Here is an 18,206-nt window from a genome sequence, read left to right as displayed (position 1 = left end):
TTAGTTTCGCCACAGGTCTTGGATTACTGGCAAAAAGCGCTAAACTGTGCTGTGTGAATCAGCCAGATCCAGCCCAAAATCTTCAGGGCACCCATGCGACTACCCCCACAAAGGTGGCTGCATTTTTTGATCTGGACAAGACAATTATCGCCATGAGTTCCACCTACGCGTATGGTCGCGAATTCATGAACAGTGGCCTTATTTCCCCCTCTGTGGCTCTGCAATTAAGCCTCGCGCAAGCAACCTACATGTTCGCCGGGCACACCAGTGAACAGATGGATAACACTCGTGATCAACTCACCGCCATGATCCGTGGATGGGAAGTTCAACAGGTACGTTCCATCGCCGAGGAGACCATGCACACCGTGGTCACACCGACTATTTACGCTGAAGCCCGGGAACTAATTGAGCATCACCAAGAACTTGGACATGACGTCATCATCATTTCCGCGTCGGTTAAAGAGCTTGTAGAACCCATCGCCAAAGAGCTTGGTGTGAGCAAAACAGTCACCACCATTTTGGAAGCTCAAGACGGCATGTACACAGGTGAAGTGCTGTTTTATTGCAAAGGTGAGGCCAAAGCTCAATCGATGGTTGATCTAGCAAAATCCAATGGTTATGACCTCTCACAAAGCTTCGCCTACTCGGATTCTTTTACTGATCTTCCCATGCTGGAGATGGTCGGCAACCCAACCGCAGTAAATCCAGATCGCGCGTTGAAGAAGATCGCGCTGGAACGCGGATGGAAAATTTTGAGCTTCAAAAACCCTGAGCCGCTGTTTCAAATGCCCAGCACACGCGAGGTAAGTATCGGAACCGGAGTGGTTGCAGGCATCGCCGCGGTTGCTGCGGGTAGTATTTGGTGGGTAAAACGCGCTCGGCGCGGATCGGCCTGAGCCTCACCTGACAGGCTTAAGTGGCATGGTGGGTGGGTGCGTCGACAAGCATCGTTTAATATGTATTTCACACGCTAAACTTCACCCAAGATGAGATTTCGTGGCACGATTGGGAATAACGAACGCTAATTTTAGACACGGAGGAGCTTCCACGTGAGCAACAAAGACGGACTTTTTACTGACGGTAGCAGCGCGTTTGCACCAAAAGTTGATTCAATTCCCCTCAGCGATGTGGACACCAGCGTGAGCGGTGAGGCGTCCATCGGCACGCTGATCTCCAACGCAACATCCCAAATGTCCAGCCTTTTCCGTGCTGAAGTTGAGCTGGCAAAGACGGAACTCGCAGGCGAAGCCAAGAAAGCAGCCGTGGGCGGTGGCGCATTCAGCGTCGCTGGAGTTATCGCGCTATACAGCTCTTTCTTCTTTTTCTTCTTCGTTGCAGCCCTGCTGAGCGAATGGATCAAGCCATGGGCTGCTTTCCTCATCGTTTTCCTATTCATGCTGGTTCTCGCCGCAGCTCTAGCCCTCTTCGGCTGGCGCAAGGTCAAGAAGATGGGTGCGCCAAAGAACACCATCCAGTCGGTCAATGAGCTGAAAAACCTCGTCCCTGGCCAGGCAACGGAAAAACTCGAGCGCTCCAACAAGCGTGGACTGTACACCTCTGCGTCCTTCCACAGCCCTGGCGCTGTCACCGGCAAGAACTAAAAAAGAGGAGACTTCGATGGCCTTTTTTAGCTTTTCGACGTCTCCCCTCACCCGCCTCATCACCGGCAGCCGCGCCAAAACCGCCAGCTCCAAACGGGGCCTGGCCAGCACCATCGCATCAATTGAACGCTCCCCCGGCATCATTGCCCTAGACGGCCCGTTCACCCACGACCACGTCTCCGTGCGCGGCATCCGCCTCCATTTAGCAGAAGCAGGCTCCCCCACCGACCCCTTGATCCTTTTGATCCATGGGGCTTTTGGTGGTTGGTACGACTACCGCGATGTCATCGACCCACTTGCCCAAGCAGGCTACCACGTCGCCGCCATTGACCTGCGCGGATACGGAATGTCCGACAAACCACCAACAGGCTACGATCTCCGCCACGCCGCCGGTGAAATCAACAGCGTGATCGCAGCCCTCGGCCACGACGACGCCCTCCTCGTCGGCTCCGACACCGGCGCCAGCATCGCCTGGGCCACCGCCTCAATGTACCCCCAACGCACCCGTGGACTTGTCTCCCTCGGTGCCATTCACCCTGCAGACATGCGCCGCGCTATTCGACGAAAACCCTACCTCCACCTCACCGACATCAGCCGGCTTACGTCATTCCTCCACCCACTTTTCCAAATCAAAGTCACCCGCGCCGCTCGGCGGGAAATCGTCAGCAATACCTCCCCCTCGTACCAACGCAGCAATGCCTTTATAGAAACTGTGCTGCTTCGGAAAAAAGCACTATCCATCGATCGCACCACCACGCCGATCATCCGCACCAACCGCTACCTCGTCGGCTCGGTACCTAACAAAACAGTCTCGGCACCCGTGTGGCTTTTAAAAACAAACACCAGACGCTGGGAACATTTAGCCAACATCGCTCGATCTCGAGCAACGGGAGCATTCACCGCCATTGCAATCCCCGGCGGATTTGAGTTGCCCTATCTTGAGCACCCCGGTGAATTCGCAAAGACCATCGCTGAATTTGCGCGCTCTGCTTTTAAGCCTCAGTAGTGCGGACATCGAGTCAGAAGACCAGACAGGCGTGACAAAAACTGAGGAAATAGAAAATCTTGTCCTCTGTGTCTGGTCTGAACTGGTCTGAGCGTCCTGTCTGCGCGAAGACCATGCGCAGACCAAACCAGGAGACCCAGAAATCACGTTTTCGAAGTTTGTGGGTCTCCTGGTTTGGTGAATCGCCCTCAATGCCAAACACAGAGACCCAACATTCCACTTTTTAAAGATTCTGGGTCTCCTGGTTTGGTCTGGCTCAAATTCAGCCTCCAAACCCTAAAGGTGATACCTCCCCAGGAGCGCTTCTAAGACGATTTCAAGCCCCTACCCATACAAACACTCATGCGAAAAACTCGAGCCCTTAAACGAGCGATAAACGCCTAACCACAAAAATGCACCCAATCAGATTAGGAAACAGCACACTGCATGGTATCGACCGGCTGGGTGAGCATCGAGATATCTCCAATGCGGTTTTGGACTTCTTCTGCAGTAAGGACGTATCCGGTATCTGATCCATCAATTGCTGCACCAAAAACAACGCCGACTACTTCGCCAGCTTCGTTGGTCATCGGGCCGCCGGAATTTCCGGACTGAATGGATCCGCGCACTGAGTAGGCTTCGCGTTCATGTTGGCCGTTGGCGTAAATGTTGCTGCCAGTGATCATGATTCTTTCGCGCACCCTGGCGGCTGAAGCATTGAATGGTCCGGACTGTGGGAATCCCATGACGATTGCTTCGTCGCCTGTATCTAGTGGCGTAGATGCCCACGTGAGTGGATCTAGGCCAAGTCCTGGGCTGTAGAGCACTGCGATATCAAGGTCTGGGTCGTAGAACACTACTTCGGCTGAGCGGGTGCCGATCATTGTATCCAAGCTAACCATGGATGTTCCGGCAACCACGTGAGCGTTGGTCACCACGTAATCAGGTGCTGCTACAAATCCTGACCCCATGAGGCGTCGGCTGCATTCTTGGGCATCGCCCATCACGTGGATCACCGATGGTCGCATTGCCTCTACCAATTCCACATCCGCAACGTTGATTTCTGGAGCGTCTACTTCTACTGATGATCCACCGGTGAAGGGGGAAATCAGTGGTGGTAGGCCCGATTCGCTGAGCATGGCTGCAATTTTGGACGGGAGTGTATCCAGGCCTTGGGGTGTGTGTCCGTCTACGAAATGCAGGATTCGAGAATCTCTGATGCCACTTGCAACTGTTCCCGGCAGGCCTGTGGCCAGGGGAATCGCAACGAGCCACACTACGATGAGCGTCGCCAGTACTTGGAAAATCGCGCCGAGTCCGGAATCTAGTGTTCGGGAGCTGCGGAATTTGATGTTGTCTCGAATTGCAGCGCCGAGATGTGCACCAATGAGATTGCCGAGTCCCACCAAGAGCACCACGGTGCCAATGGCAAGGAGGAAGCGAAGGGCCGTGGAGTCGGTTAGGCTCATCACGAATGGAGCTGCTGCTGCACCAACCACCAGGCCAGAGACGACACCGACGGTGGATAGCAGTGAGGTGAAGGCTCCTTGACGCCAACCGCCCCACAAGGCGAATGCCATGACGAGGACGATGATGGCATCGACGACCAGGCTGGGGCTCAACAATTGTTTGGTGTTCTACGCTTTCGAAAATTGATTAAATGTACTGCTTAATTTTTAGACCGTTTCGATTTTAGGCCACCAATGCGTGGCAACCTAACGCATCCGCTCATTATTTCTCGATGTTGCCAAAGTATTTTCCAGGTCGTAGATGCGGTTGGTGTCCCATTCTGCTGCCCAACCCGCAGTATCTAAGATCGCGGAAAGCAGCCCACCGGTGAATCCCCAGATGATGTAGTCGTTGATTCTAAATGCTGGTCCGTGCCATTGGCGCCAGCCAACCATGAGCCGGTTTTTAGGGTCGATGAGATCGTATAACGGGGCATCAAAGACTTCGTCTGTTTCGTGGGGGCTGGCGACTGCCACAGGTGAGGGTGTGTGCCAGTGTCCAAGGATTGGGTAGACCGGGTAGCCGGTTGCACGAATATGGACTTCGTTGAGCTGGGCTAATGGGGTTGCGGTCCGGCGATCCAGGCCGGTTTCTTCCCACGCTTCACGGAATGCACAGTCCACTGCGTTGGCGTCGGTGGGATCAATTCTGCCACCGGGAAAAGCAATCTGACCTGCATGTGAGCGCATCGTGGGAGTGCGGTGCGTCAGCAGCACGGAAGCATCATTGGGTAGATCAAAGGAGGTTTCCGACCCGGAAAACAGCATGAGCACCGCGGCTCTTTTCTCCGCATCGGTAGTACCTATAGGCTCTGATCCTTCCAAGGGGTCGGCCATGCGCCCGGTTTGAATTCGGTGGATGAGCCGATGCATCCACACGGGCGCTTTATCTGGGGCTAGCTCTGTGTTTTGCCCGGGAAAATCGTGGGGCAAATCGGGAAAAGTGTGCACTTATAGCACCCCTGCCACAGCGTTTTCCAGATCCTCGATTGATTCGAAAGGCTGCGGGAACGTGCCCACGACCTCTCCTTCCGGGGAGACAACAATCGTGATCGGTACAACGCCGGGTAGCCCTAGGGTGCCTGCGAAAAGATTCGAATCATCCTGGTAGCTGGATAGATTAACGCCCAAATCGTTCAGCAGTGCAGCCCCATTGGCAGCATTTTGGTCCGCATGCACACCCACGACGTTGAGCTCTGGGTGGGCTTGTTCAAACTCATCAAAAATCGGTAGCTCCGCGCGGCATGGCTCGCACCACCACGCCCACAGATTCACCACGGTCGGCAGCTCATTACCCGCGCCATTTTCACCGCCCAGGCAGGGCAGCTCCACACCCGCCGCACCGGAGGCAACGCAGTCCGGGCGCTTTGCAATATTGCTTATCGACGCCTCCCCCCGATCTTCTTCAGCATTATTCCCACCCACAAGCTGCGGGATTAACACCACCAACACTGCCAGGATGATGACAACACCAACGATGGACCACTTTGCACTGCTTGTCATTTGTTTTCTACATTCCTGCCATTTTCAGCAGGTGCTCCCTATCATCACTTTTAATAAGTTTTTGCGCCTCAAATGGATCCGCTGGCCCTTCCAAACCAAAGGAGGGGCAATCAGCTGCAAGCATGCAGGCTCCACAGGCGGCGCGTCGACTATGACATATCCTACGTCCGTGGAAGATGAGTCGATGTGAAAACATGGTCCACTCAGGCTTTTCGATCAATTCGTTCATCACCTTTTCCACCTTCACAGGGTCTTCCTCATCAGTGAGTTTTAACCGTCGGACCAACCTGCCAAAGTGTGTATCCACCGTTATTCCCGGCACACCAAAAGCATTACCCAGCACTACGTTGGCAGTTTTACGCCCGACTCCCGGCAGCTCAACCAGCTGCGCTAAGGTGCTGGGGACCTGGCCGTCGTAAAGCGAATCAAGGGCTTCCCCCAGACCGATTAACGCGGTCGCCTTGTTGCGATAAAACCCCGTCGGCCGAATCAGCTCTTCCAACTCGGCGCGATCAGCGTTGGCGTAATCAGCAGCCGTGGGATAACGACGAAACAACGCAGGTGTTACCTGATTAACCCGGACATCGGTGCACTGTGCAGACAAAATCGTGGCCACAGTCAGCTCCAAAGGATTAGTAAAATCCAATTCACAATGCGCGTCGGGATATGCAACCGTTAACGTGCGATTAATGCGCCGAGCACGACGTTTACGCCCAATATCAGTCTCTTGGCCCTTGTTGGCAATGTGCGAACCCACACGAGGCCTTTTCTGCGGAGTAATCGAACCCATACCCTTAAGTTAGCGCGGAATTGATTCAGCACTAGAATGACACCTATGACAGGTTTGCTTGTGGTGATCATCCCGCTCTTATTAATGCTTTTTGCATTTGCTATGGAGCGAATCGAGTCCTCTTTCCTGCACTCCGACGCACCGAAGAACACTGAGGTAAAGTTAGCGAAGGATACTGTCAGTGCGGATGGGATAGAAGAGTATGAAGTGCAGGAAGCATCAGCAGCTTAAACTTAAAGTTTTTCGCAGAATAAACTTTGGCTGCTAGCAATCTGTGAATATTGAAAACATAGTTTTTAAACTGTGACATTTTAGCCAAATGCACTAATATGGTGACCAATTGCATAGTAGAGTGGTCTTTGCCACATTAATAGATACCTCCAGTTAGGTGTCATCCGGATTTTATCTCAAACCCTAACACCCCAGGTGTTGCCACTCATCCGGACTCAAACAAGATGTGTGCAGATGAAGGAGAAAAGCAGTGGAAGGTGTACAGGAAATCCTGTCGCGCGCCGGAATTTTTCAAGGCGTTGACCCAACGGCAGTCAATAACCTCATCCATGACATGGAAACTGTCCGTTTCCCACGCGGAGCAACCATCTTTGATGAGGGTGAACCAGGTGATCGCCTTTACATCATCACCTCCGGCAAAGTGAAGCTAGCACGCCACGCACCGGATGGCCGCGAAAACCTGCTGACCATCATGGGTCCTTCCGATATGTTCGGCGAGCTCTCCATCTTCGATCCAGGCCCACGTACCTCCTCTGCAGTGTGTGTCACCGAAGTTCACGCAGCAACCATGAACTCTGACATGCTGCGCAACTGGGTGGCTGATCACCCAGCTATCGCAGAGCAGCTTCTGCGCGTGTTGGCTCGTCGTCTACGTCGTACCAATGCATCCCTAGCTGACCTCATCTTCACTGATGTTCCAGGCCGTGTCGCCAAGACTCTCCTGCAGCTAGCCAACCGCTTCGGCACCCAAGAAGCTGGCGCACTGCGCGTGAACCACGACCTCACCCAGGAAGAAATCGCACAGCTTGTTGGCGCTTCCCGCGAGACCGTGAACAAAGCTTTGGCCACCTTCGCACACCGTGGCTGGATCCGCCTCGAGGGCAAGTCTGTCCTCATCGTGGATACCGAGCACCTGGCACGTCGCGCACGTTAAGTAAAGTCGCACCCAAAACCGGACGGGCGTCCCAAGATTTCTTGGGATGCGCGTCCGGTTTTCTTTGTTGGGTTAAGGGAAAAATGTGTGCTTTCCTTTAAGCATCCAGTTGTGGTTAGCCGATTTTGCCAGCAGGCCATTCAAAGGGTTCAAATTCCTCGCATGACTCAAAGTATGGATCAGGGCTTTTGAAGCGCTTAAAAGCGATGCTAGGAGTGGTTAATTTTGAGGCTCGTGGGGTAAATGTGAAACCTGAAAGTCTGCTGATCAAGAATTCGATCATCTATCAAAAGTGAAGCTCTAAATCGAAAGAATTTTTGCACCGGCGGCAGTCATTCGTGCAAATATTCGATCAGTTTCGTGGGTTCGCAGTCGATTCGAGACGAATATTCGCACATTCTTTCTATCGTCAAGCGGCTTGACGAAATAAGTCCACCAAACCACATTGCCCCAACACCTCTTACTGGAGGTGTTGGGGGCAATGTGGTTTTGTTTTAAGTTTGTTTAGTTTGATGCAGCAGCTTCCTGAGCCTGCAGATAACGAATCGCTACGTGAGTGGACTGCTCTGCAGCGCCACGCAGAACTGGATCAACATCGTCATAGATGGCGTCGATTAGATCCTTCATAGAAACATCACGGCCGCGGGTTTCCCAGATCTCGCGGATCTGAGCCAAACGCAACTCACGACGCTCAATGTATTTACGGGCAAACGATGAGACATCCTCACCATCTGGGCCATGTCCAGGAAGCAACGGAATGTTCTTACCGCGCTCCTCCAAAATAGCCAAGGAATTCAGGTACTCGCCCAAGTCACCGTCGGTTTCTGAAATCATCGTGGTGTGGCGGCCAGCGATAGTATCACCGGAAACAATTCCTTCCAAAGTGGACTCATGGGGAACTCCACTCCAAATGAAATAAGACACAGAATCACGAGTGTGGCCAGGGGTTGCCACTACCTCAATCTGTGGGGTAACACCATCAATCGTGATGATCTCACCGTCATGGACTTCACCTGCACCAGCGCAGTAAGTAGGGTCCATTGCACGCACAGGTGCACCGGTGAGCTGACGGAAACGCTGCGCTCCGTCAGCATGATCATGATGACGGTGAGTCAAAAGAACAAGACCCACCTCATCTGCCTTAGAGTTCAAAACATTCAGGTGGCCCTCATCTTCAGGACCTGGATCGATGACAATGCTCCGGGGGTCTTCTGGTGCCCGGATAACCCAAGAATTAGTGCCTTCCAGCGAGCTATAACCGGGATTAGGGCACAAAACAACAGATGCGGACGGGGTAACCGGCCGCAATTGGCTGTAAGCAGGATGCTCCATGGGCTCAAGCTTAGTCACAATAAGCCATTTCGTAGAACTGGGGAGAAAAGTCGCTGCGCATCCCATAAATTAATGGGATGCGCCGGATGGGTTTTTGCGTCGAAAAGCGAATTCTTAGGCGTAGAAGCGGGTGAGGAAGGTAGCTACGACGGCTGGGCGCTCCTGCCCCTCAATCTCAATGGTGCCATCAGCAACCAGGTGCAGGCCGTTGCCCTTGACCTCGGTGATCTCGCGGACGACGGCACCCATGCGGATGCGGGAACCAACCTTAACTGGTGAGGTAAAACGTACCTTGTCCAGGCCATAGTTGACCTTGGTGGTCACGCCGGTGACATCGAGCAGCTCGCCCCAGAACGGAATGATCATGGACAAGGTGAGGAAACCGTGAGCAATCGGGGCGCCAAAAGGACCATCCTTTGCTCGTTCCGGATCGGTGTGGATCCACTGCTGATCATCGGTGGCGTCGGCGAAAGTATTCACCATCTCCTGAGTAACTGTGCGCCACTCGGAGAATCCGAGGTCTTGTCCGGTAAGGCCTGGAGCGTCCTCTAAAGAAACGATGGTGTTTGGGGTGGTGGAAGTAGTCACGGTGTTCTCCTTAATGTGTTTTAGATGAAAGCGCTGACGCCCGTGATGGCGCGGCCAACGATTAGTGCATTGATTTCATGAGTGCCCTCATATGAATAGACAGCTTCAGCATCGGCGTGGAACCTGGCGACATCGTTGTCCAAAATGATGCCATTGCCGCCACAGATTTCCCGCGCCCAACCAGCAGTCTCCCGAAGCTTGAGCGAGGTAAACATTTTGGCAAGTGCCGAATTTTCTTCTTTGAAAATTCCTGCCTGTTGCTGCTCGGTGAGTTTCACCATCATGCCCAGCGAAGCCGTGAGGTTACCCAACATGAGAGCTAGCTTTTCCTGGATGAGCTGGAAACCTGCGATCGGACGACCAAACTGTTCCCTGCTGCGCACATACTTCACTGCTGCTTCATACGCTCCTGCTTGAGCTCCGACTGCCATCCAGGCAACATCAGAACGCATGCGGCGCAGACATTCAGAGACATCCTTGAAAGAATTGATGTTCTGCAACCGAGCATCCTCAGCAACCCGGACATTGTTATAAGTAATGTGCGCGTTTTGCATGATGCGCAGGGAGGCTTTTCGGTCAATGATTTCCATGGATACGCCGTCAGCGTGAGGTGAAACCAGGAAGCATTTCACCTGATTATCAGCCGTATCCCTGGCAAATGTAGCGATCAGATCAGATGTTGCTGCACCACCAATCCACCGCTTTTCTCCATTGATGATCCATTCACCGGTGGCCGAATCTTGGGTGGCACTAGTAGCTAAACCTCCAGCCACATCAGATCCATGGTCAGGTTCAGTGAGTGCGAAGACACCCTTCACCTCGCCTGATTTAATCTGGGCATCTAACCGAGCTGCTTGTTCTGGAGACCCTCCAACCACACAAGCTGTGCGGAACAACCCTGCTGACGCATTGAAATAGGTACCAACATTGATATCACAGCGCGCGAGCTCGAAATTGCGGAAGCCGGTAAAGATTTCTCGTACAGACTCCCCCGCCTCCCGTAATGTCGGTGGGTCAAGCAGTTGAAGATCCTGCAAGGGCTGCACAATTTCTTCAGGAAATACTGCCCTATCCCATGCCTCATTAATATGTGGCTTGACCTTTTCTTCAAGAACCTTGCGGGTATCAAACAGCACTGCACGCTCAGCATCTGTTAGGACTTCGGCGAAACCAAAAAGATCAGAAGGAATGACCGTGCCTTGGATGGGATCACGCATGTTGAGCTGCCTTGTTTTGCTCCGGAGCGGCTTTGCTTGGCTCTTGAGCAGCGGGAGCAGCGGGAGCGGCGGGAGCAGCCGGAGCATCTAGACCCAGAACCTTTACTGCGTTGTCTTTTAAAATTCCCGGCCGTACTTGATCTTTAAGAGGCAATTCAGCAAACGCTGCCAACCACTTCTCGGGAGTAATCAATGGGAAGTCTGTGCCAAACAGCACTTTCTTGGACAACACGTTGTTGGACTGCTTAACCAAGGACTCAGGGAAATACTTTGGTGACCAACCAGAAAGATCAATGAACACATTGGCTTTGTGTGTGGCGATCGAATTGGCTTCATCCTGCCAGGGCACAGACGGGTGAGCCATGATGATGGGAAGATTCGGGAAATCAGCGGCCACATCATCAAGCAACAGTGGATTGGAAAACCGCAGTTTAATTCCACGTCCACCGGGAAGGCCCGCACCCATGCCATTTTGACCAGTGTGGAATACGCATGGCAGTCCGAAGCTTTCCAGCAGTGACCACAGTGGATAGAACTCCTGGGCAGATGGATCGAAACCTTGAACCGAAGGGTGGAACTTGAATCCTCGAACTCCGAGTTCTTCAACCTGGCGGCGAGCTTCCACCAGTGCGTCTTCACCTGTGCGAGGATCCACGCTGCCGAAAGGAATCAGCACATCATTGTTGCGGGCGCAGCTTTCTACCAAATCATCAATCGAGTTGGGCAGATGCCCCATCTGCGTGCGCGCATCAATGGTAAATACCACGGCAGCCATGTTGAGCTTGCGATAAATATCGGCAATGGCATCGGCCGAAGGTGTTCGTTCCTCTGCTTTGAAATACTTCGACGAAGCTTCCATGATATCTGCCGGCATTGATTCATGCCCACAACTATCCACCTCTAAGTGCACGTGCATGTCTACAGCAACAATCTGATCGACATCAACTGCGCACTCATATTTCACTGCGTGATTCCCCATAATTTCTCCTTAAGTAGTGGTTAGTGTGCAGTTTTTCTAAGCCTTGACTGGGATTTGTGGCTGCAGCTCAGCTGGCAGTTCAGGGAAAACAACACCAACGGACTGCAGGTTGTCTTCAATAATGTTCTTGCCGCGTTCTTGCAGCGCCTCGTAGGTCCAACCACCTGGGTTGAATTCGGTAACAGCTGGTTCAGGGTGATGCCAGACCTGCATGCGATCGCCGCCCGCACCGATAGCCTGTCCTGAAATCCCTGCTGCTTCATCGGATGAAAGGAAAGCCACGAGCCCGGCAACGTCTTGTGGTGTGCCAAAACCTAAAGTCTCACGGAAGAACGCTGGCATTGCCTCGCCGCGCTCATCGGCTTCAACAGCTTTTTGGAAGTACGGAACAGTCTTTGTCATATCGGTGGCAGCTTCCGGAATGATGGCGTTAATGGTTACCCCAGCTCGCTTCATCTCCAAAGCCCAGGTACGAACCATGCCCACGATGCCGGCCTTTGCCGCAGCGTAATTGGACTGTCCGAAGTTTCCACGCTGACCAGTTGGGGAACCAATGGTGACGATTCGTCCAGCGATGCCATTTTCTTTGAAGTAACCAAATGCCTCACGAACACATGTGAAAGTACCTTTAAGGTGGACGTTTATCACTGCGTCGAAATCATCATCTGTCATCTTGAGCAGCGACTTATCGCGGAGAATTCCCGCGTTTGTGACAAGAATGTCCAAAGAACCAAACTTATCGACGGCCCCCTGCACCAGCAATTTAGCGCTTTCAGAGGACCCAACGGGGGCGATAACAGCGGCGGCTTTGCCGCCGGATTCTTCAATCGCTGCGACTGTGGCATCCGCAGCTTCCTGGTTTACATCATTGACGATGACGGAAGCGCCTTGACGAGCAAGTTCCTGAGCGAAAGCGCGACCCAGACCTGCGCCGGATCCGGTAACGATGGCAACTTTTCCATTGAGAGACATATCAAACTCCTTTTAGTATTTGTGATCCCAGACACTTCATCTGGGCGTGACTTCAATGAAAACGTATAACGTTGAAAATGTCAACTATTAATTTTTGAAATCTTACAAGAGGTGCTTGACGTGCAGAATATGTGCATGTTCAAATGATTGAAGATCGAAACTATTTTTCAGCCAGTCCACATGGAGCAATCATGACCGCCAGCAACCCCACCGCCGAGATCATTGGCGGACCAGAACGATTCCTTGAGGCCGAATTGTCCCAGCAGATCCAATTCCTCACCGCCCGCGCCCGAGCCAAAGGTTCCGCCAAAGGCAACGAAGCACTGGTCGACCTCGGACTTAAAGTTCGTCAATATTCCACCCTGTCCATAGCGGCCAGCGGACTGAAACCAACCCAGCGAGAACTGGGAGCCTTCCTCGACCTAGACCCCAGCCAGATTGTTGCTCTCGTCGACTTTCTAGAAAAACGTGGCCTGGTAGTACGGGAGGCCGACCCCCGAGATCGACGCTCAAAGATCATCGTCGCAACAGAAGAAGGTTTGGCTATTCACGATGAAGCCACCAAGCGCCTCCTTGTCGCCGAAAGTGAGTCATTAAAAAATCTCACCGCCGACGAGCAAGAACAGTTAAGACAATTACTGCTCAAGATCGCTTTTTAGCAACACTTACCGCACAAGCCGACCATGCACACATGGTCGGTTTTTTGTTTTCGCCAGCCGGACACACCAGCACCTGAAGACCACCCCCCTAACGGGCCCCCACAAAGCTAAGCAGCCCCGCACAACTGTGAAGATCGGGGGCAAACAAATTGCAACGATTAACAAAATACCTGGTAGTCGCCATAGCAGCCACCCCCATACACCCATTAAGTGATGAATTTTTCTATAGAACGTTTTTTAAACCATTGACTTTTTAAACGTTTACGCTTTTAATGACTTCAAACGTGATCCAAAACACAAAGGAGATTGAAAGTGAACCTCGGAATAGGAAGCTACCCACGCCGCAGGGCAACTGTTCGTCCGGAATCCCCTGCCATTGAATTCGAAGGCACAAGTGTCACATACGGAGAATTCAGCAAACGAGTTAATCGGCTAGGACATGCCCTTCTAGACCTCGGCGTTAAACACCAAGATCGAGTCGCTTATGTCGGTTTTAATCACCCAGCGCTACTCGAAGTGTTCTTTGCGGCCAACCTCATTGGCGCAACACCAGTACTGGTTAATCCACGTTTATCAGCGGGCGAAATCGACTACATCATCCAAGACAGTGGTGCGAGTGTCGTCTTTTATGGAATTGACCTCATTGAGCACGCAAACTACCTGCATGAACTTCACCCAGAAATCATCATGGTGGGCGTTGAAAACACTGAGGGTCCGGGGTTGCGTCGAGAAGCAATTATGCGCGTAGCCGCCGACGCCGATATTCACTTAGACGTCAGCGATGATGACATCGCGCTACTCATGTACACATCTGGAACCACTGGCCGCCCCAAAGGTGCGATGCTGTCCCACCGAAATCTCTTTTTCAATTACTTCAACGCCCTGCTTGGCCAGGAAATCGAACAAGGCGCGGTATTGCTATCCGTTGCACCGTTATTCCACATCGCGGGACTCAACATGACCACCATTCCTGTGATGATGAAAGGTGGAAAAGTAATTATTCACCGAGACTTCCGCCCCGCCCATGTGCTTGAAGAAATTGAACGATCCAAAGTGTCTGAATCTTTCATGGTGCCAGCGATGATTGATATGCTCTCCAACGATCCTTCCTTTGCCGATCGCGATTTATCTTCACTGCGCGCCATCATGGTTGGTGGCTCCCCCTTAAGCGAACGCTCGCTGCTGACATGGCAGGCACGCGACGTAAAAATCGTCCAAGGATTCGGCATGACAGAAACCGCACCGGGTGCCTGTCTACTCGAGGCATCCGACACAAGCACCCACCTTGGAACTGCAGGTCGAGCCCACTTTTTCACCGACATCAAACTAGTAGACCCCAAAACTGGCGAGGAAGTCCCCACAGGAACGCCCGGTGAAGTCCTCATCCGAGGCCCACACGTTATGGCCGGATACTGGAACCGCCCCGAAGACACCGCAAACGCTTTGCAAGACGGCTGGTACCACTCAGGAGACATCGCCATCAAAGACAAAGACGGCTACTACACCATCAAAGACCGCATCAAAGACATGTACATCTCCGGCGGTGAAAACATCTACCCCGCTGAAGTCGAACATGCATTGCAAGAACTCGAACCTGTCCTTGATGCAGCTGTCATTGGAGTCCCCGATGAACGCTGGGGAGAAACAGGCATCGCTTTTGTCTCCATCAAAGAAACCCCCCTGTCTACCCCACCCACAGGACCTGAACTACGAGAACTTCTAGGCAAAGTACTAGCCAGGTACAAGCTGCCACGGGAAATCCACATCATTGAAGAACTCCCTCGAAATGCCACAGGAAAAATCCAAAAGAACATCCTGCGTGACCTCACCATCCCCGTTTCATAAAGCCACACCACCACCTTGACCACACTTGGAGCATCCCATGACCACATCCTCGACGGTTTCTCCGTCCCCAGAACTGCTAAAACTTAATCCTGAACAGCGCAAAAAGGAATCCCGGCGCGCAATCGTTTCTAGTTATCTCGGTTCAACCATCGAATTTTATGACTTCCTGCTTTATGCTGCGGCCTCTGCGACAGTATTCCCAGCGGTATTTTTCACCAACCTGGATCCACTGGCAGGAACCATCGCAGCATATGGCACCTTCGCCGCAGGTTATTTAGCACGCCCTCTCGGTGGCGCAATTTTTGGGCACTTTGGTGACCGTCTTGGACGTAAAAAGATGCTGGTGCTATCCATGCTCATCATGGGTGTGGCTTCAACCTGTATTGGTTTGGTACCAAGTGCAGCAATGATCGGCAGCATGGGTGCGGTTATTCTTATTTTCCTCCGCATTTGCCAAGGTATTGCTGTCGGTGGTGAATGGGGTGGCGCTGCCTTGATGGCACTCGAGCATTCGGATGCTAAAAAGCGAGGCTTTGCTGCATCCTTTACAAATGCTGGTGCACCCACCGGTGCAGCACTTGGTACTTTTGCACTCGGTACTGCCTCAGCGGTGCTTACTCAAGAGCAATTCCTCTCATGGGGCTGGCGCATTCCATTCCTGATCTCTTTTGTCTTGCTGATCGTCGGTTTGATCATCAGAGCAAAAGTTAGTGAATCCCCCTTGTTTGCAGCTGCCGTGGCTGCAGAAAAAGACCAACCAACCGAACGCAAAGTCCCTCTTTTCCAGGTACTGCGTCGACCAAAGGCACTCTTGCTGACCATGCTTGGTGGTGCATCAGGATTCGGACTGCAAGTTTTGCTTTCGACGTTCTCCATCAGCTACGCCACCCAATCAGGTATTGCACGATCAAGCGTCTTGTATGCCTTTGCAGTCGCCTCTGTTTTCTCTGTATTCTTTGTGGTTCTTTTTGGCAGAGTATCCGATCTTTTTGGACGACGCCCCGTCATGATCATCGCCCTCGTGCTGTTCGTGGCATTCCTACCGGCATTCTTCCGCATGCTCACTTCAGATAACTGGTTCATTTTGCTCTCTGCATTTACCATCGCGCTAGCTCTTCACGCCATGCTTTATGGCCCACTAGCAGCATTTATCTCAGAGCAATTTGGTACATCATCCCGCTACACTGGAGCATCGCTGGGCTACCAATTAGCCACACTGATCGGTGCAGGATTCACCCCAACTATCCTGGCCAGCCTCTATGCAGGACCAGGCGGTGGAATCTCAGTCACCCCAGTCATTATTTTCCTCGCCACAATGTCGCTGGTCTCGATCATCGCGATCGCAATCACCAGGGAATCAAAGGACCATGACTTGGCTACCTACGAGCACTAAATAAATACTGAACTTTAAAAGGGCCACCCTCGCACGAAGTGTGAGGGTGGCCCTTGGCGTCGAAAAGCAAAAGTATTAAGCGATTTCGACGATAACCTCAACCTCGACTGGCGCGTTGAGCGGCAACTCCGCAACGCCCACGGCAGAACGCGCATGTGCGCCTGCCTCGCCGAAGACCTCGCCCATCAAGTTGGAAGCACCGTTGATCACGCCAGGCTGACCGCTGAAATCCTCAGCAGACGCAACGAAACCAACAATCTTTAAAACGCGGGTGACTCGATCAATGCCAACGAGAGCATCAATGGCAGCCAACGCATTCAACGCAGCTGCGCGAGCATACTTTTCCGCATCCTCCGCAGATACCTCTGCGCCAACTTTTCCAGTGGCAGGCAGCTGGCCATCAACAAAAGGCAGCTGACCGGAAGTCCACACCTGATTTCCCGTTTGAATTGCTGGCACATATGCGGCCACAGGTGCTGCAACGGTAGGTAAAGAAATGCCCAATTCTGCGAGGCGCTCGGAGTTAGAAGCCATAAGTATTAAGCCACCTCACGCTTCATGTAAGCAACGAGGTTTTCTGGATTCATTCCAGGAAGCACTGAGACCAATTCCCAGCCATCCTCACCCCAGGTATCAAGGATCTGCTTAGTAGCATGCGTAATCAGTGGCACAGTTGCGTATTCCCATTTAGTCATGCTGATCATCCTACCGGGGAACGAACGAATAGGTTTCCTCCATACTTGAGTAGTACCCGGGTAATGCTAGTGCCGTGTCACTACCGTTTTCGTCCGGCGGGTAGTCACGCTGCCTTGGCCCCTCACCCAGATGTACATAAGACAACAAGATTTCCTGATTTTGGCCACCTTTTTGCCAATATCTTGTTGTCTAATGTACGCACGGGAGAATAACTGCGCACTTTTGCCAAACGGGTTAGGGAAAAATAAAAGGCCAACCATGCAAATAGTCAGCCTCTCAAAATTTTTATACCGAGTGTTTATACTCCGGAAATCTCTCCGCCTTGGGCTAAATACTCAGCCCAATTAGTAATATGTGGATTCTTGCGAAGTAGTGCGCGTCGCTGGCGCTCGGTGAGGCCTCCCCACACTCCAAATTCCACCTTGTTATCTAAAGCATCAGCACAACATTGCATTGCTACTGGGCAGTGGCGGCAAATCGCTGCTGCTCGACGTTGCGCTGCACCGCGAACAAACAATGCATCCGGATCGCCATTTCTACACTTTGCCTGGGTCACCCATTCGCCGCGCTCTGCATGGTCAGAGGAAGCAGGTGTTGCGCTGTCCCTGTAAAAGGGGTTGTTGCGCTGTTCTGGAATCACAGACGTCATCACAATCTCCTTAGAATGCGCTACATATGCACGGCCTAATACCTAATACACTCGTAAGTGTAGTCACACAGTTAAATCAGTGTCGAATGCATCACAGAAACGGGGGCAATTGCCGTGCAACATCTATGCAAATTTTGCGAGCGGCTGACTTTACAATTGTCCAGGATTCCCCCAATAACCTGGTCATACCACAATTTTGTTAATCAGCCACGTTGTTTAAGCAAGGAATTTGCACTAACCCCGAAACTGACCCAATACACTCCCCACGCACTCCCCTGTGCACCGCCTATTTCAATCCAAAAAACAGCACAAAAGTCACTTCGT

At 52.3% G+C, this 18,206-nt stretch carries 20 protein-coding genes; 8 read left to right on the top strand and 12 right to left on the bottom strand.

Annotation, left to right across the window (positions count from 1 at the left end; all coding sequences use genetic code 11):
- The first annotated feature begins 53 nt into the window (after positions 1 to 53).
- The 3 genes from N24_RS02205 to N24_RS02195 all read left to right on the top strand — a co-directional run bounded on the left by N24_RS02205 (position 54) and on the right by N24_RS02195 (position 2,607).
- Entirely contained in the window at positions 54 to 896 is an 843-nt protein-coding gene (locus N24_RS02205; RefSeq protein ID WP_096453944.1) for an HAD family hydrolase, read from the top strand.
- Positions 897 to 1,049: 153 nt separating this feature from the next.
- Positions 1,050 to 1,601 (top strand): phage holin family protein, encoded by a 552-nt coding sequence (locus tag N24_RS02200; protein ID WP_096453942.1) that lies wholly within the window; start codon positions 1,050 to 1,052, stop codon positions 1,599 to 1,601.
- 16 nt (positions 1,602 to 1,617) lie between these two features.
- Positions 1,618 to 2,607 carry an alpha/beta fold hydrolase gene (locus N24_RS02195; RefSeq protein ID WP_096453940.1) on the top strand — a complete coding sequence of 330 codons (990 nt, stop codon included), beginning with the start codon at positions 1,618 to 1,620 and terminating at the stop codon, positions 2,605 to 2,607.
- A gap of 407 nt (positions 2,608 to 3,014) precedes the next feature.
- Here N24_RS02195 and N24_RS02190 read toward each other — a convergent pair whose 3' ends face one another.
- The 4 genes from N24_RS02190 to nth all read right to left on the bottom strand — a co-directional run bounded on the left by N24_RS02190 (position 3,015) and on the right by nth (position 6,387).
- The gene (locus N24_RS02190; RefSeq protein ID WP_096453938.1) at positions 3,015 to 4,211 is read right to left on the bottom strand and encodes a MarP family serine protease; all 1,197 of its coding nucleotides are present in this window, start codon (positions 4,209 to 4,211) and stop codon (positions 3,015 to 3,017) included.
- A gap of 90 nt (positions 4,212 to 4,301) precedes the next feature.
- Complete coding sequence (locus N24_RS02185; protein ID WP_096453936.1) at positions 4,302 to 5,045, bottom strand: NUDIX hydrolase; 744 nt, start codon at positions 5,043 to 5,045, stop codon at positions 4,302 to 4,304.
- Entirely contained in the window at positions 5,046 to 5,597 is a 552-nt protein-coding gene (locus tag N24_RS02180) for a TlpA family protein disulfide reductase (RefSeq protein ID WP_096453934.1), read from the bottom strand.
- Positions 5,598 to 5,604: 7 nt separating this feature from the next.
- Complete coding sequence (gene nth, locus N24_RS02175; protein ID WP_096453932.1) at positions 5,605 to 6,387, bottom strand: endonuclease III; 783 nt, start codon at positions 6,385 to 6,387, stop codon at positions 5,605 to 5,607.
- 45 nt (positions 6,388 to 6,432) lie between these two features.
- Between nth and N24_RS02170 the strand changes: the two genes are divergently transcribed.
- Together N24_RS02170 and glxR are read left to right on the top strand one after the other, a co-directional pair.
- Complete coding sequence (locus N24_RS02170) at positions 6,433 to 6,618, top strand: hypothetical protein (protein ID WP_096453930.1); 186 nt, start codon at positions 6,433 to 6,435, stop codon at positions 6,616 to 6,618.
- A 250-nt stretch (positions 6,619 to 6,868) separates the two neighbouring features.
- Positions 6,869 to 7,552: a CRP-like cAMP-activated global transcriptional regulator GlxR gene (glxR, locus tag N24_RS02165; RefSeq protein WP_096453928.1), complete on the top strand. Its 684-nt coding sequence runs from the start codon at positions 6,869 to 6,871 to the stop codon at positions 7,550 to 7,552.
- 504 nt (positions 7,553 to 8,056) lie between these two features.
- Here glxR and N24_RS02160 read toward each other — a convergent pair.
- The 5 genes from N24_RS02160 to N24_RS02140 all read right to left on the bottom strand — a co-directional run bounded on the left by N24_RS02160 (position 8,057) and on the right by N24_RS02140 (position 12,640).
- Positions 8,057 to 8,884, bottom strand: coding sequence for an MBL fold metallo-hydrolase (locus N24_RS02160; RefSeq protein ID WP_167381995.1), 828 nt, complete (start codon positions 8,882 to 8,884; stop codon positions 8,057 to 8,059).
- Between the two features lie 114 nt (positions 8,885 to 8,998).
- The gene (locus N24_RS02155) at positions 8,999 to 9,472 is read right to left on the bottom strand and encodes a MaoC family dehydratase (RefSeq protein WP_096453924.1); all 474 of its coding nucleotides are present in this window, start codon (positions 9,470 to 9,472) and stop codon (positions 8,999 to 9,001) included.
- A gap of 20 nt (positions 9,473 to 9,492) precedes the next feature.
- Positions 9,493 to 10,689, bottom strand: coding sequence for an acyl-CoA dehydrogenase family protein (locus N24_RS02150; protein ID WP_096453923.1), 1,197 nt, complete (start codon positions 10,687 to 10,689; stop codon positions 9,493 to 9,495).
- Positions 10,682 to 11,668: an amidohydrolase family protein gene (locus tag N24_RS02145; protein WP_231910829.1), complete on the bottom strand. Its 987-nt coding sequence runs from the start codon at positions 11,666 to 11,668 to the stop codon at positions 10,682 to 10,684. Before N24_RS02145 ends, N24_RS02150 begins: the two co-directional genes overlap by 8 nt.
- A gap of 36 nt (positions 11,669 to 11,704) precedes the next feature.
- Positions 11,705 to 12,640, bottom strand: coding sequence for an SDR family NAD(P)-dependent oxidoreductase (locus tag N24_RS02140; RefSeq protein ID WP_096453921.1), 936 nt, complete (start codon positions 12,638 to 12,640; stop codon positions 11,705 to 11,707).
- A 191-nt stretch (positions 12,641 to 12,831) separates the two neighbouring features.
- Here N24_RS02140 and N24_RS02135 point away from each other — a divergent pair, with 191 nt between their 5' ends.
- The 3 genes from N24_RS02135 (at position 12,832) to N24_RS02125 (ending at position 16,537) form a co-directional block, all read left to right on the top strand.
- Positions 12,832 to 13,299: a MarR family winged helix-turn-helix transcriptional regulator gene (locus N24_RS02135; protein ID WP_167381994.1), complete on the top strand. Its 468-nt coding sequence runs from the start codon at positions 12,832 to 12,834 to the stop codon at positions 13,297 to 13,299.
- 312 nt (positions 13,300 to 13,611) lie between these two features.
- Positions 13,612 to 15,144, top strand: a complete 1,533-nt coding sequence (locus tag N24_RS02130) for an acyl-CoA synthetase (RefSeq protein ID WP_231910827.1) — start codon at positions 13,612 to 13,614, stop codon at positions 15,142 to 15,144.
- 37 nt (positions 15,145 to 15,181) lie between these two features.
- Positions 15,182 to 16,537 (top strand): MFS transporter, encoded by a 1,356-nt coding sequence (locus tag N24_RS02125; protein ID WP_096453915.1) that lies wholly within the window; start codon positions 15,182 to 15,184, stop codon positions 16,535 to 16,537.
- Between the two features lie 75 nt (positions 16,538 to 16,612).
- Here the strand turns inward: N24_RS02125 and N24_RS02120 are convergent, their stop codons facing one another.
- From N24_RS02120 to whcA, 3 genes are all read right to left on the bottom strand, one after another.
- A complete protein-coding gene (locus N24_RS02120; protein ID WP_096453913.1) occupies positions 16,613 to 17,071 on the bottom strand; it encodes a RidA family protein in 459 nt (152 codons plus the stop codon).
- A 5-nt stretch (positions 17,072 to 17,076) separates the two neighbouring features.
- Entirely contained in the window at positions 17,077 to 17,232 is a 156-nt protein-coding gene (locus N24_RS02115) for a DUF4177 domain-containing protein (RefSeq protein ID WP_167381993.1), read from the bottom strand.
- Positions 17,233 to 17,531: 299 nt separating this feature from the next.
- Positions 17,532 to 17,882, bottom strand: coding sequence for a WhiB family transcriptional regulator WhcA (whcA, locus tag N24_RS02110; RefSeq protein ID WP_096453909.1), 351 nt, complete (start codon positions 17,880 to 17,882; stop codon positions 17,532 to 17,534).
- Positions 17,883 to 18,206: the final 324 nt, after the last annotated feature.

This window comes from Corynebacterium suranareeae (genome assembly GCF_002355155.1).
GTDB lineage: Bacteria > Actinomycetota > Actinomycetes > Mycobacteriales > Mycobacteriaceae > Corynebacterium > Corynebacterium suranareeae.
This window is presented reverse-complemented; position numbering and strand designations above follow the sequence as displayed.

What these genes read in the sequence shown, in the direction of transcription:
- N24_RS02120 (WP_096453913.1), bottom strand. Translation starts at nt 17,071, where the DNA reads ATGGCTTCTAACTCCGAGCGCCTCGCAGAATTGGGCATTTCTTTACCT.
- whcA (WP_096453909.1), bottom strand. Translation starts at nt 17,882, where the DNA reads ATGACGTCTGTGATTCCAGAACAGCGCAACAACCCCTTTTACAGGGAC.
- N24_RS02115 (WP_167381993.1), bottom strand. Translation starts at nt 17,232, where the DNA reads ATGACTAAATGGGAATACGCAACTGTGCCACTGATTACGCATGCTACT.
- N24_RS02145 (WP_231910829.1), bottom strand. Translation starts at nt 11,668, where the DNA reads ATGGGGAATCACGCAGTGAAATATGAGTGCGCAGTTGATGTCGATCAG.
- N24_RS02180 (WP_096453934.1), bottom strand. Translation starts at nt 5,597, where the DNA reads ATGACAAGCAGTGCAAAGTGGTCCATCGTTGGTGTTGTCATCATCCTG.
- N24_RS02150 (WP_096453923.1), bottom strand. Translation starts at nt 10,689, where the DNA reads ATGCGTGATCCCATCCAAGGCACGGTCATTCCTTCTGATCTTTTTGGT.
- N24_RS02125 (WP_096453915.1), top strand. Translation starts at nt 15,182, where the DNA reads ATGACCACATCCTCGACGGTTTCTCCGTCCCCAGAACTGCTAAAACTT.
- N24_RS02195 (WP_096453940.1), top strand. Translation starts at nt 1,618, where the DNA reads ATGGCCTTTTTTAGCTTTTCGACGTCTCCCCTCACCCGCCTCATCACC.
- N24_RS02140 (WP_096453921.1), bottom strand. Translation starts at nt 12,640, where the DNA reads ATGTCTCTCAATGGAAAAGTTGCCATCGTTACCGGATCCGGCGCAGGT.
- N24_RS02160 (WP_167381995.1), bottom strand. Translation starts at nt 8,884, where the DNA reads ATGGAGCATCCTGCTTACAGCCAATTGCGGCCGGTTACCCCGTCCGCA.
- N24_RS02170 (WP_096453930.1), top strand. Translation starts at nt 6,433, where the DNA reads ATGACAGGTTTGCTTGTGGTGATCATCCCGCTCTTATTAATGCTTTTT.
- N24_RS02135 (WP_167381994.1), top strand. Translation starts at nt 12,832, where the DNA reads ATGACCGCCAGCAACCCCACCGCCGAGATCATTGGCGGACCAGAACGA.
- nth (WP_096453932.1), bottom strand. Translation starts at nt 6,387, where the DNA reads ATGGGTTCGATTACTCCGCAGAAAAGGCCTCGTGTGGGTTCGCACATT.